This window comes from Aminiphilus sp. (assembly GCF_029975095.1).
GTDB lineage: Bacteria > Synergistota > Synergistia > Synergistales > Aminiphilaceae > Aminiphilus.
In genome coordinates, this window is record NZ_JARKPW010000164.1 from 1 (window position 1) to 12,264 (window position 12,264).

The window sequence follows — 12,264 nt, forward strand, 5'->3', positions numbered from 1 at the left end:
ACTCCGGCGTTCCTTTTCGCGGCGGCTTTGTTGCGGCAAAGGGCGCGAAGGAAGTGAGTCCCATGTCCCGTATCGTGGTCGTCGGTTCGGTCAACATGGATCTGGTCATGCAGGCGCCCCGCCTGCCCGTCCTCGGAGAGACGCTCGCCGCGGGTCCCTTCGTCACCGCCTCCGGAGGCAAGGGGGCGAACCAGGCGGTCGCTGCGGCCCGTCTCGGCGCCTCCGTCGGCATGGTGGGCCGCGTGGGCGACGACGCTTTCGGCGGAACGCTCCGCCTTGCTCTGGAGCAAGAGGGCGTCCACGTGGAGCACCTTCTCGTCTCTCCCGGTTCTTCCACGGGGGTCGCCTCCATTTTCGTCGTCGAAGGTGACAACGCCATCACCATCGCTCCGGGAGCCAATGCTCTGCTTTCCCCATCGGACGTGCGGAACGCCGCACCGCTTTTCTCCGATGCCGCTTGTGCACTCTTCCAGCTCGAAGTTCCCCCCGAAACGGTCCTCGAAGGGCTTCGCCTCGCCCGCGAGAAGGGCGTGCGCACCATTCTCAACCCCGCTCCCTGGACACCGCTTTCCGAGGAAGTCCTGACGCTGACGGATCTTTTCGTGCCGAACCGCATTGAACTGGCCCAGTTTTCCGGAACTGAGGATCTCCTGGAAGGAGCCCTTGCCGCACTCGACAGAGGCGTGGGCGCCGTGGTGGTCACCGCCGGGAAGGATGGGGCCTTTCTTTTCGAGAGGGTCGGCTACGGAGAGCGCCCGGCCCGTCTTGCCATCTCACCGCCGAGGATCACCGCCGTGGACAGCACCGGAGCGGGCGATGCCTTCGTGGCGGCCCTCGCGGTGACGCTCGCCGAGGGCGGGTCGCTCGCCGAGGCCGTTCGCTTCGGAACCGGCGCAGGAGCCTGTGCATGTCTTCGTCTCGGTGCCCAGCCGAGCCTGCCTCGCCGTGAAGAGGTGGAACGGCTTCTCGCAGATGCCGCCGGCGAAACGGCGTGGATTTCCGCCGGGAAATGAGTCTTGTCACCCTTCTCGGGCGGTGGATGCAAGCCCGGTTGCGACGAAGGATTCGGAGCGAGAGCGGAGAGGGAACATGGAGGAGGAAAAGAGAATGAAATGTGGTGGTCTGCTCCATCCGGAACTGGCGTTTCAGATCGCGTCCTGCGGCCATCGCGATCTGATCTGCATCGCCGACGCGGGACTTCCCCTTCCGCGGAATGTGCCGAGGATCGACCTGGCCTATGCGCCGGGCAAACCCCCCTTTTTCGACGTGCTGAAGACAGTGCTCCAGGAGGTTGCCCTGGAGGAGGTCTGTTGGGCCGAGGAGGCGGCGGAAAAGAGTCCGCATCTGGTGCAGCGTTTCGAGGACCTTTTTCGGGGGCTCCCCCAGGAACGCATTCCTCACGAGGCGTTCAAAGCCCGTCTCGAAGAAGTGCGCTTCGTGGTCCGTACCGGAGAGTTCACTCCCTACGCGAACGTGCTTCTCCGCTGCGGCGTTCCCTTCTGAGGCCCCGCGGAAACCATGTCCTTCCTGCCGTGGCGTCCCGGATCGCGAACGCTGCTTCTCCTGCTCCTCGGTGGGCTCATGCTCGCCGTCGGAGCCATGGAACCGCGCTTTTTCACGGGGACGAACCTGTTGAACGTGCTGCGTCAGTCCTCCATCATCGGCATCATCTCCCTGGGAATGACCGTGGTGATTCTCACGGGGGGGATCGACCTTTCCGTGGGGAGCATCCTCGCTCTGTCGGTCCTTTTTGCCGCGTCGGCGGCAAAGGCGGGAGTCGCCGCGCCGCTCGCCTGGTGCTGCGCCCTTGCGGGGGGAGCCGGCCTGGGGTGGTGCAACGGTTTCGGAATCGCCCGGCTCCGTCTGCCGCCTTTCATCGTCACCCTGGGGATGATGGGGTTCGCCCGGGGACTCGCCCTTCTCTACACGGGAGGTGCGCCTCTCACCGGTTTTGGCGCCCTGTTTCGGTTTCCCGGAACGGGGCGTTTCGGAGGTGTGCCCGTGCCGGTACTGCTTTTCGCCCTCGCCTTTCTCGCGGTTTTCGTCCTTTTGGAGCGTTGTCCCTGGGGTGAGCGCGTGCGCAGCGTGGGGTCCAATTCCGTCGCCGCCTGGGGGTCTGGCATCGATGTGCCCGGAACGGTGGCAAAGGCCTATGTCCTGAGCGGCACACTCGCCGCTCTCGCGGGCCTCGTGCTCGTGGGCCGCCTGGATTCGGCCCAACCCAGCGCCGGTCTCGGCTATGAGTTCGGCGCCATTGCCGGGGTGGTCCTCGGGGGCACGAGTTTTTCCGGGGGACAGGGGACACTCGCCGGAACGATAGTGGGTGTGCTCATCATGGGTGTGCTGGAGAACGGAATGAATCTCCTCAACGTCAATCCCTTCTCCGAGCAGGTCGTGAAGGGGGTGGTCATCGCGGCGGCTCTCGTGGCCTACGGAAGCCTGGGACGAAGGAGCCGGGCGGCGGGATGACGGAAACCCGGAGCGGAAGGGGTGATGCGGCGTGTCCTGCGTCGCGTCTCTCCGGAGGAATGTCCGGAAGGTGTTTCGGGCGGAGTGGCGCGGACGGAGGCAATGTCCGCGAAAATCTTTGAGGAGGTGTCGATGATGTTCAGGAAACTTCTCGCGGTGTTCGTGGTGGTCCTGCTTACCGCACTGCCCGCTGCGGCGGCGGAGAAAACGCTCGGTCTCGTGATCTCCACGTTGAACAACCCCTTCTTCGTCAGTCTCAAGCAGGGTGCCGAGGGAGCGGCGGGGACGGCGGGAGTGAAACTTGTGGTGCTCGATGCCCAGGATGACTCGGCGAAGATGACCGCTGCCATGGAGGATCTGATCCAGAAGAAGGTGGATGCCATTCTCGTCAACCCCACCGATTCCGATGCGGTGACGCCCTCGATTCTCAAGGCGAACGAGGCGGGTATTCCCGTGTTCACCATCGACCGGGGCGCCTCGGGAGGCAAGGTCGTCTGCCATATCGCGAGCGACAATGAGGCGGGGGGAAAGATGGCCGGAGAATTCCTCGCCAAGACCCTTGGAGAGAAGGGCAATGTAGTGGAACTCGTGGGCATTCCCGGAACCTCCGCGGCCCGCGATCGAGGCAAGGGATTCAACGACGCCGTTGCAGCTTTCCCGGGCATCAAGATCGTTGCTGCCCAGGCGGCGGATTTCAGCCGCGACAAGGGGCTCAAGGTCTTCGAGAACATTCTGCAGGCCCAGCCGGACATCGCGGGTGTCTTCGCCCACAATGACGAGATGATCCTCGGTGCCATCGCCGCCGCAGAGGCCGCGGGACGGAAGGGCATCGTCTTCGTAGGCTTCGACGCGGTGGACGATGCCGTGGCGGCGGTGAAGGACGGCAAGCTCGCCGCCACGGTGGCGCAGCAACCTGCCCTCATGGGTGCCATGGGGGTGGAGAAGGCCGTTGCGTTCCTTGGAGGGGAGACGCTTCCGGAGTTCATTCCCGTTCCTCTGCAGCTTGTCGTGAAGGAATAGGCTTCGCAGGCGGTCCTTCCGGAGAAGAAACGGCGTCCGCCGGCCGCAGGGGGTTCTGTCTCTCCCTGCGGTCAGCGGCAGGGCTGTCGCGGCTCGGGAGGACATGTCGGACGGTGCCGCGACGCGGAAGGAGGCACCTATGGAAACGACACTCACCTACGGTATGGTGGGGGGAGGCGAAGGCGCCTTCATCGGTGATGTGCACCGCCGGGCCATCGCTCTGGAGGGCGGGGCCCGGCTTGTTGCGGGGTGTTTTTCCCGCGATCCGGCGATCACCCGGTCGAGGGGACTTTCGCTGGGGCTCGACGAGGAGCGGCTCTACGAAACTCCCGCGGCCATGGCAGCCGGCGAGGCGGCCCGGAAGGACCGGATCGATTTCGTGGTGGTGGTGACTCCGAACGCGTCGCATCACGCCATCGCCGCGGCGTTTCTCGACGCGGGCATTCCCGTGGTCTGCGACAAGCCGCTGGTCACGAACTCCCGGGATGCGGCGGACCTGGCGCGTCGTGCGGCAGCGAAGACGCTCCCCTTCTGCGTCACCTACACCTATTCGGGATATCCCATGGTGAAGGAGGCCCGGGCGCTTCTCCGGTCGGGGGAACTCGGTTCCGTGCGTTTCGTGAACGCCGAATACGCCCAGGAATGGCTGACCCTTCCCCTGGAGAGAACCGGCAACCGGCAGGCCTCGTGGCGGACGGACCCGTCCCAGGCCGGAGCGGGGAGCACGGGGGACATCGGCACCCACGTTGAACATCTGGTATCCTATGTCACAGGATTGGAGATGCGCAGCCTCAGCGCACGGCTGGACACGTTCGTGGAGGGGCGTGCCGTGGACGACAACGCCACGGTGCTTGTCGAGTACGCGGGGGGTGCGAAGGGGCTCTACTGGTTCTCCCAGGTCGCGGTGGGCAGCGCGAACGGATTGAAGCTCCGGGTTCTCTGCGAAAAGGGATCGCTCGCCTGGGAACAGGAAAATCCCAATGTCCTTCAGGTGGCTCGCCTGGGGCAGCCCGTGCAGAGTCTCTCCCGGGGCCGGGACTCCCTTTCGGCGGAGGCCCTGGGTTTCTCACGGATTCCCGGGGGACACCCCGAGGGATATTACGAAGCCTTCGCCAACATCTACCGGGCTTTTCTGGAGCATCTTCGACGTCCTGCCGATCCCGCCCCGGACTATCCGGGCATCGCCGAGGGAGCCCGGGGTGTCCGCTTTGTGGAACGGTGTCTCGAGAGCAGCGCTGGAGGCGGTCGCCGGCTCGATTTTTAGCGTTTGCGAAAGAGGGGGTGGCGCACACATGGCGAGACCGGTAACCATCTTCACGGGGCAGTGGGCGGATCTTTCCTTCAACGTCCTCTGCGCCGCAATGGCGGAGATCGGCTACGACGGGCTTGAAATCGCCTGCTGGGGAGATCATCTCGATGTGCGGCAGGCCGCGGAGAATGGAGCGTATCTGCGAAGGCACAGGGAGATCCTCGAAGAGCACAAGCTCGGCTGCTGGGCCCTTGGCGCCCATCTGACGGGGCAGTGCGTGGGAGATGCATGGGACGAGCGGCTCGACACCTTCGCTCCCGCATCCTGCAAAGGAGACCCGGAGAAGATCCGGGCCTGGGCTATGGAAGAGATGAAGATCGTCCCCTGGGCGGCGAAGTCCATGGGGTGCGGCGTGGTGACCGGTTTCATGGGGTCCCCCGTCTGGCGCTACTGGTATTCCTTCCCTCCCACCACGGAGAGGATGCTTGAGGAGGGGTACCGGACGATTCTGGAGCGCTGGACTCCCATCCTTGACGAGTTCGACAGGGCAGGTGTGCGCTTTGCCCTCGAGGTGCATCCCACGGAGATCGCCTTCGATTTTTACACCGCAAAAAGACTTCTGGAGGTCTTCGAAGAGCGGCCGACTCTGGGTTTCAACTTTGATCCGAGCCATCTCCTCTGGCAGGGCATGCGCCCGGAGCTTTTTCTCCGCGACTTCGCCTCCCGCATTTATCACGTGCACATGAAGGACGTGGCGATCACCCTGGACGGCAGGAGCGGCATCCTCGGTTCTCATCTTCCCTTCGGCGATCTGCGGCGGGGGTGGAACTTCCGTTCCCTCGGGCACGGTCATGTGGATTTCGACGCCATCATCAGGGAGCTGAACGCCGCGGGGTATCAGGGGCCTCTTTCGGTGGAATGGGAGGACAACGGCATGGAGCGGGAGTTCGGCGCCCGGGAGTCCCTTGCCTTCGTCCGCAGAACGGATTTCGCCCCCTCTTCAGTGGCCTTCGACGGGAGCATGGAAAACTGAAGCTCGTGAAAGGCGGGAGCGTCGTGGACGACGGCTTTCTCGAAATGCGGGGAATCTGCAAGTCCTTCTCCTCCGTGCCGGTGCTCCGGGACATCGATCTTGCCCTCCGGCGAGGGGAAATCCTGGGTGTCATCGGCGAAAACGGCGCGGGCAAGTCCACCCTCATGAAGATCCTCGGAGGAATCCATCAACCCACCTCGGGGGAGATCTATTCCCGGGGGCAGAAGGTCTGCTTCCGGACTCCCGCAGAGGCCCGGAGCGGTGGGATAAGTCTCATCCCCCAGGAGTTCAACCTGGTGAAGGATCTTTGCGTCTACGACAACGTCTTTCTCGGGGCGGAGCTGCACGGTCCTCTGGGCATGCTCTCCAAGAAACGGATGCGGCGTCGCACGGCGGAACTTCTGGCGGAGCTGGGAACGGACATCTCCCCGACGGAGCGCATTGCGAATCTCTCCGCGGCACAGAAACAGCTTGTGGAGATCGCCAAGGCCCTCGCCTTCGAGGCGGAGCTGCTCATCATGGACGAGCCCACCACGGTGCTCACCTCCCACGAGGTGCAGATTCTCTTCCGACTCATGCGGCGCCTGAAGGAAAGGGGCATGAGCATCATCTACATCTCCCACAAGCTCAAGGAGATCAAGGCCATCTGCGACCGTGTCCTCATCCTCCGCGACGGGGAGTTCGTCTGTGAGAAGCCCGCCGCGGAGATGTCCCTCGAAGAAATGGCTTCCCGCATGGTGGGGCGTGAGCTGTCCCAGATCTTCCCCCCGAAGCGCTTCCCCCGCCCCGATCAGGTGCCCGCTCTGGAAGTGCGCAACCTGTCCGTGCGGGGCCTGCTGAGGAATGTGTCCTTCTCCCTCGCCCCCGGCGAGGTGCTCGGGTTCGGAGGCCTCGTCGGCGCGGGGCGCACCGAGGTGGCTGAGACCATCATGGGATTGCGGAGGGCTGACGAGGGAGAGATCCTCCTTGGCGGTACGCCGCTGAAGGTCCGCTTCCCCGAGGATGCGGTGAGGGCCGGTGTGAGTTATCTCTCCGAGGATCGACAGGGAAGCGGCATTCTCACGGGTTTTTCCGTCACGGAGAACGTGACGCTCGTCTCCCTGGGGAGCTATGTGCGGTCTCTCCTCGGGGGCTCGGGGAGCTTCTTCGGCCTGCTCGACAAGAGCAGGGAGCGTCGGAGTGCCTCCCACTACCGGGATCTGTTCAACATCCGCGCTCCTTCTCTCGATGCCCGGCTGGAGTTCCTGAGCGGTGGCAATCAGCAGAAGGTCTCCATGGCGAAAAGCCTCGACACCCATCCGAGGGTGCTCATCGCCGACGAGCCGACCCGGGGCATCGACGTCTCGGCGAAGCAGGAAATGTACCGTTTCATCGCCGACCTCGCCGAATCGGGAGTTTCCTGCATCGTCATCTCTTCGGAACAGGAGGAGTTGCTCGGGCTGTGTCATCGCGTGGTGGTCATGCGGGACGGGCGGATTGCGGGCGTTCTCGAGGGAGCGTCTCTCACCGAGGAAGAGATCATGTTCCATGCCACGGGCATTCGCGAGGAGGCGAGGGCAGGATGAACGACGGGACACGGCAGAATTCGCAGGACGCCCCCGAAAACAGGATCCAGCGACTGAAACGGATCGAGCTGCAGCGTTACGCGCCGCTTTTCGCCCTGCTGCTTCTGGGAACCATCTCCGCCTTTCTCAGTCCTTATTTTCTGCAGGTGCAAAACCTGGTGAACATTTTCCGCCAGGTCTCGTACACGGGAATCATCGCCCTGGGCATGACCTTGGTCATCATCTCCGGCGGCATCGATCTCTCCGTGGGCTCCGCGGCGGCCTTCGTCGGTGCCCTTGCGATCCTTACGGTGAATGCCCCCGCCGTTTTGGCCCTCGGTGCGGGGACCGCGGTGCTCCTTGCCTGTGTCGTCGCGGTGGGAGCAGGATTCCTCGCCGGTGCGGTGAACGGCCTCCTCATCACCAAGGGGCGCATCGCTCCCTTCATCGTCACGCTGGGGACGATGGCGCTCTTTCGTTCCCTTACGCTCTACATGGGAAACGCGGGGGAATTCTCCTCGCGGAGCGCTCTCTTCGGAGATTTCGCCGCCGGTTCCTTTCTGCTCCTTCCCGTTCCCGTGTGGGTTTTCCTGCTCCTGGCGGCTCTCCTGAGCGTTCTCTTGAACGACACGAAGTACGGGCGTCACCTCTGCGCCGTGGGGGGCAACGAAAAAGTGGCTCTCTACTCCGCCATCGACGTGGACAGAATCCGCTTCTTCGCCTATGCGATCAACGGTGCCATGGTGGGCATCTCCTCGGCGCTTCTCGCGAGCCGTTTCAACGCGGTGAGTTCCTCCAACACAGGGCTCGGTTTCGAACTCGACGCGATCGCCGCGGTCATCATCGGGGGCACGGCGATGACGGGAGGGCGGGGCACCGTGTGGGGCACCGTGGTCGGGGCGGTTACCCTGGGAGTCATCAACAACATGCTCAACATGGTGGGCATTTCCCCCTATCTTCAGGGAACCGTGAAGGGGCTGGTGATCATCGCCGCCGTGTACATCCAGAGACAGAAAAACTGAGGAGGGCGCGTGTTTTGCCGATGCCTTCCGGTATATGGGGGAAAACGGGTTTTTTCCGGAGGACGGGACCTGTACCTGTACGGCGAAGGAGGTGTGGCCCGGCACGGAGATGAGTGGGAAAGGCGCTGTGCTTCGGGGATTCGGATCTTCGCCCCGTCGGGCGTGTCCGGAGACGTTCCGCAGGGAACGAAACGCGTTTTCTTACGGAAGGAGGAAGAGACTCATGAGAAAAGCTCTGCTCGCGGCAGCACTCGTGGTCGTCATGCTTCTGGGCAGTGTGGCATTCGCCGACGCGGCCATCAAGATCGGCGTCACCATGCCCACCGCCACCCACGGCTTCATGGGCGGCGCGAACTGGTGGGCCAAGAAGGCCATCGAGGACTGGCAGAAGAAGGATCCCAACCTGGAATTCCTCTTCGTCACCGCCGACAATGTGACGAAACAGGCCGCGGACATCGAAGACCTGATCGTCAAGGGTGTGGATGCCCTCGTGGTGTTCCCCTTCGACGCCTCCGTCACCAGCGCCGTCGAAAAAGCCTACGAGAAGGGCATCTACGTGGTCGTCCTCGACCGGGGTGTCTCCAAGCCCGTGTACGACGTCTATCTCTCCAACGACGACGAGGGATATGCCCGGACCGGCATGGAGTGGATCTGCAAGGAACTCGGCTACAAGGGGAACATCGTCCTCATCGAGGGCATTCCCACGCCCATCAACACGGTCCGCGTTGAAACCATGAAGCAGGTCGCCGCAAAATATCCCGACATCAAGATCCTGGACAGCCAGCCCGGTCACTGGAACCAGCAGAAGGCCCTGGAGGTCATGGAGAACTATCTCCAGAAGTATCCCAAGATCGATGCGGTCTACACCGCCGACGACGACATGCTGAAGGGCGCCCTTCAGGCCTACAAGGAGTCCGGGCGCAAGGACATCAGCATTTTCCTCGGCGGCGCCTGCGCCAAGGACATCGTGAAGCGGATCATGGACGGAGATCCTCTCGTCCGGGCCAACGTGACCTATCCTCCCGACGTGTGCGCCACTGCGGTCTCCCTGGGCGTGCTCGGTGTGCAGGGGAAGACCTTCGAGGGGTTCTATCAGAAGAAGCTCCCCGTGCGGATCGTTCTCGCGGCGGAGCTGGTGACGAAGGAGAACGCGGCGGACTACTACCACCCTGATTCCGTGTTCTAGAACGCGTTCTTTCCAAGGAACCTCTGAATAACGCTGCGTCAGCCCCTCATGGCGCCTCGCAGATCCTGATGCGACCCTAGCCAAGGGGAAGCGCAAGGCCTTTATTCGGGGCTTCCCTAAGCGTAAAACGTTCTTTCGCCCTTTGCCCCGCGTGTTCGCACCGTGTCCCAGGGCGCACGCGGGGCGCCTTCTGCGAAGAGCCGCCGAGAAGATCGGAAGCCGGAGCGAGACGTCCGGAAACCTGGAGGCGATGGTGTGACCCTCTTGCTGGACATGCGCAACGTGCACAAGCGCTATCCCGGCGTGCACGCCCTGAAGGGCATTTCCTTCTCACTCCGCGAGGGGGAACTTCATGCTCTCGTGGGCGAGAACGGCGCGGGCAAATCCACGCTCATCAAGGTGCTGGGCGGTGTCGTCGTCCCCGACGAGGGAGAACTTCTGGTCCGGGGGATCCCCGCCCGTTGGGCCGGACCGGGTGACGCCATCCGGGCGGGCGTGGGCATCATCCATCAGGAGTTGAGCCTCGCTCCGCACCTCTCCGTGGCGGAGAACATCTACCTCGGACGTGAGCCGAGGCGCGGTCCTTTCGTGAATCGGAAGCGTCTGCGGGATGACGCGGCCCGCCTTGTGGCGGGATTCGGCGTGGACATCGATGTGAAGCGCCCCGCCGGAGCGCTTCCGCCGGGCGAACAGCAGCTCGTGGAGATCGCCAAGGCCCTTTCCCAGAATGTCTCTCTCCTCGCCATGGACGAACCCACGTCGAGCCTCTCCGCCCGGGAGACGGAAAGCCTCTTCCGGGTCGTGGCGGATCTCAAGGCGAAAGGAGTGGGGATCATCTACATCTCCCACCGCATGGAGGAAATTTTCGCTCTCGCGGACCGGATTTCCGTCCTCCGGGACGGGGAGATGGCGGGAAGCGCGCCGGCGGAGGAGTTCGACCCCGAGAAAGTGATCTCCCTCATGGTGGGACGGCGTATGGAGACCCTCTACCCCAGGACGTTCCGCGAGCCCGGCGAAGAATTTCTCCGCATGGAGGGGCTTTCCAGGAAAGACGTGCTGAAGGACATCACCTTCTCTCTCCGGAGTGGGGAGATCCTCGGCATTGCGGGTCTCGTGGGCAGTGGTCGCACCGAACTCGCCCGCTGTCTCGTGGGGCTGGATGGGTTCGATGGAGGACGCATCGTCGTGGAAGGGGTGCCTTTCGTGCCCCGAAATCCCGGCGACGCGCTGCGGAAGGGGATCGTCCTCGTTCCGGAGGACCGGAAGCGTCAGGGGCTTTTCCTGAACCGCACCATTCGGGACAACGTGGCGACCATGAAGCTTCTTCAGGGACTCCGCAGAGGACTCTTTACGGACCGTGCGGCGGTGACGCACTTGGCCGAGACCTTCGTGCAACGTCTCGGAGTCCGCTGCCGGAGCGTCTTCGAACCGGTCTTCGCCCTGAGCGGCGGAAACCAGCAGAAGGTTGCCATCGCCAAGGGGCTCGCGGTTACCCCGAAGGTGCTCGTCCTCGACGAGCCCACCCGGGGAGTGGATGTGGGCGCCAAGGCGGAGATCCACCAGATCATGAACGATCTGGCAGCCGGGGGAATGGCCATTCTCATGATCTCCTCGGATCTCCCCGAGGTGCTGGGCATGAGTGACGCCGTCCTCGTCTTCCGGGAGGGGCGATGTGTCGCCCGGTTCTCCCGGCAGGAGGGGGAGCCGGATCGTTTGAGCGAACGTGTCATGGCCGCAGCGACGGGAGGTGTCGCCCATGCCTGAGGAAAAAAACTCCCTTCTGTTCCGCCTTCGAGAACAGGGAGCGGGGAGCGTGCTGCTTCTCCTTGCGGTGGTGCTTCTTCTCGCAGCCTTCCAGCCCGGCGTCCTCCACGGGCGCAACCTGGCGAACGTGCTCGCCCAGTCCGCCATCGTGGGTGTCTGTGCCGTGGGCATGACCTTCGTCCTTCTCTCCGGAGGAATCGATCTTTCCGTGGGGAGCGTCCTCGCCCTGGCGGGTGCGGTGGGTGCCTGGTCCTGCAAGGTGCTGGGACTTCCCGTTCCCCTCGCCTGGAGCGTCGCACTGCTCACCGGCACGGTCTGCGGAATGCTCTCGGGAGCGCTCGTGGCCTTCGGCGGCGTGCCGCCCTTCATGGCCACCCTGGCCATGCTCGCCGCGGCCCGGGGAACCACGCTGCTTCTCACCCAGGGATATCCCCTTTCCGGTCTCCCTCCGTTTTTCTACACTCCCGGCTGGGCTTCCGTGGGACCGTTGCCTCTGCCCGGGCTGATCTTTCTCGCCCTTGCCCTCGCTGCCTGGGTGCTGCTCCGACGAACCCCCTTCGGCATTCATCTTCGAGCCCTGGGAGACAATCCCGAGACGGCCCGCCTTGCGGGGCTTTCCGCGCCACGCCTGACACTCGCCGTATACGGTATCTCCGGAACGCTTGCGGGCCTTGCGGGGGTGCTCATGGTGGGGCGGCTCTGGAGCGCTCAACCCAACGTGGGGATAGGGCTGGAGCTGGACGTCATCGCCGCGGTGGTGTTGGGCGGAACGAGCCTCTTCGGCGGTGTGGGAGGAATGGGAGGGACCGTGGCGGGGGTTCTCGTCATGGGCTTTCTCGACAACGGCCTGCGGCTTCTCGAACTCTCCAGCTACGTGCAGCAGTCTGTGAAAGGGCTCATCTTCGTCGGGGCGGTGCTCCTCGACCTGGCGCTGAAGGGGTACTACCGCAAGGGGCGGAGCCGGGACGCCTGACGGA

The 12,264-nt window shown here is 63.9% G+C and carries 11 protein-coding genes; all 11 read left to right on the forward strand.

Annotation, left to right across the window (positions count from 1 at the left end):
- Positions 1 to 1,013, forward strand: a 1,013-nt coding sequence (locus tag Q1K49_RS10045; protein WP_300525673.1) for a ribokinase, incomplete at its 5' end; no start/stop codon positions are given.
- Positions 1,014 to 1,107: 94 nt separating this feature from the next.
- Positions 1,108 to 1,503, forward strand: a complete 396-nt coding sequence (gene rbsD, locus Q1K49_RS10050; protein ID WP_300525674.1) for a D-ribose pyranase — start codon at positions 1,108 to 1,110, stop codon at positions 1,501 to 1,503.
- Positions 1,504 to 1,518: 15 nt separating this feature from the next.
- Entirely contained in the window at positions 1,519 to 2,469 is a 951-nt protein-coding gene (locus Q1K49_RS10055; protein WP_300525675.1) for an ABC transporter permease, read from the forward strand.
- A gap of 132 nt (positions 2,470 to 2,601) precedes the next feature.
- Complete coding sequence (gene rbsB / locus Q1K49_RS10060; RefSeq protein WP_300525677.1) at positions 2,602 to 3,489, forward strand: ribose ABC transporter substrate-binding protein RbsB; 888 nt, start codon at positions 2,602 to 2,604, stop codon at positions 3,487 to 3,489.
- A 139-nt stretch (positions 3,490 to 3,628) separates the two neighbouring features.
- Positions 3,629 to 4,753, forward strand: coding sequence for a Gfo/Idh/MocA family oxidoreductase (locus tag Q1K49_RS10065; protein WP_300525679.1), 1,125 nt, complete (start codon positions 3,629 to 3,631; stop codon positions 4,751 to 4,753).
- A gap of 28 nt (positions 4,754 to 4,781) precedes the next feature.
- A complete protein-coding gene (locus Q1K49_RS10070) occupies positions 4,782 to 5,771 on the forward strand; it encodes a sugar phosphate isomerase/epimerase family protein (protein WP_300525681.1) in 990 nt (329 codons plus the stop codon).
- Between the two features lie 23 nt (positions 5,772 to 5,794).
- Positions 5,795 to 7,336, forward strand: coding sequence for a sugar ABC transporter ATP-binding protein (locus tag Q1K49_RS10075; RefSeq protein WP_300525682.1), 1,542 nt, complete (start codon positions 5,795 to 5,797; stop codon positions 7,334 to 7,336).
- Positions 7,333 to 8,337 carry an ABC transporter permease gene (locus Q1K49_RS10080; RefSeq protein WP_300525683.1) on the forward strand — a complete coding sequence of 335 codons (1,005 nt, stop codon included), beginning with the start codon at positions 7,333 to 7,335 and terminating at the stop codon, positions 8,335 to 8,337. The genes Q1K49_RS10075 and Q1K49_RS10080 overlap by 4 nt, the downstream gene beginning before the upstream one ends.
- 223 nt (positions 8,338 to 8,560) lie before the next feature.
- Positions 8,561 to 9,523, forward strand: a complete 963-nt coding sequence (locus Q1K49_RS10085; RefSeq protein WP_300525685.1) for a substrate-binding domain-containing protein — start codon at positions 8,561 to 8,563, stop codon at positions 9,521 to 9,523.
- 255 nt (positions 9,524 to 9,778) lie between these two features.
- Entirely contained in the window at positions 9,779 to 11,287 is a 1,509-nt protein-coding gene (locus Q1K49_RS10090; RefSeq protein WP_300525687.1) for a sugar ABC transporter ATP-binding protein, read from the forward strand.
- Positions 11,280 to 12,260, forward strand: a complete 981-nt coding sequence (locus Q1K49_RS10095) for an ABC transporter permease (protein ID WP_300525689.1) — start codon at positions 11,280 to 11,282, stop codon at positions 12,258 to 12,260. The genes Q1K49_RS10090 and Q1K49_RS10095 overlap by 8 nt, the downstream gene beginning before the upstream one ends.
- Positions 12,261 to 12,264: the final 4 nt, after the last annotated feature.

What these genes read in the sequence shown, in the direction of transcription:
- Q1K49_RS10065 (WP_300525679.1), top strand. Translation starts at nt 3,629, where the DNA reads ATGGAAACGACACTCACCTACGGTATGGTGGGGGGAGGCGAAGGCGCC.
- Q1K49_RS10095 (WP_300525689.1), top strand. Translation starts at nt 11,280, where the DNA reads ATGCCTGAGGAAAAAAACTCCCTTCTGTTCCGCCTTCGAGAACAGGGA.
- Q1K49_RS10085 (WP_300525685.1), top strand. Translation starts at nt 8,561, where the DNA reads ATGAGAAAAGCTCTGCTCGCGGCAGCACTCGTGGTCGTCATGCTTCTG.
- Q1K49_RS10070 (WP_300525681.1), top strand. Translation starts at nt 4,782, where the DNA reads ATGGCGAGACCGGTAACCATCTTCACGGGGCAGTGGGCGGATCTTTCC.
- rbsD (WP_300525674.1), top strand. Translation starts at nt 1,108, where the DNA reads ATGAAATGTGGTGGTCTGCTCCATCCGGAACTGGCGTTTCAGATCGCG.
- rbsB (WP_300525677.1), top strand. Translation starts at nt 2,602, where the DNA reads ATGATGTTCAGGAAACTTCTCGCGGTGTTCGTGGTGGTCCTGCTTACC.
- Q1K49_RS10055 (WP_300525675.1), top strand. Translation starts at nt 1,519, where the DNA reads ATGTCCTTCCTGCCGTGGCGTCCCGGATCGCGAACGCTGCTTCTCCTG.
- Q1K49_RS10080 (WP_300525683.1), top strand. Translation starts at nt 7,333, where the DNA reads ATGAACGACGGGACACGGCAGAATTCGCAGGACGCCCCCGAAAACAGG.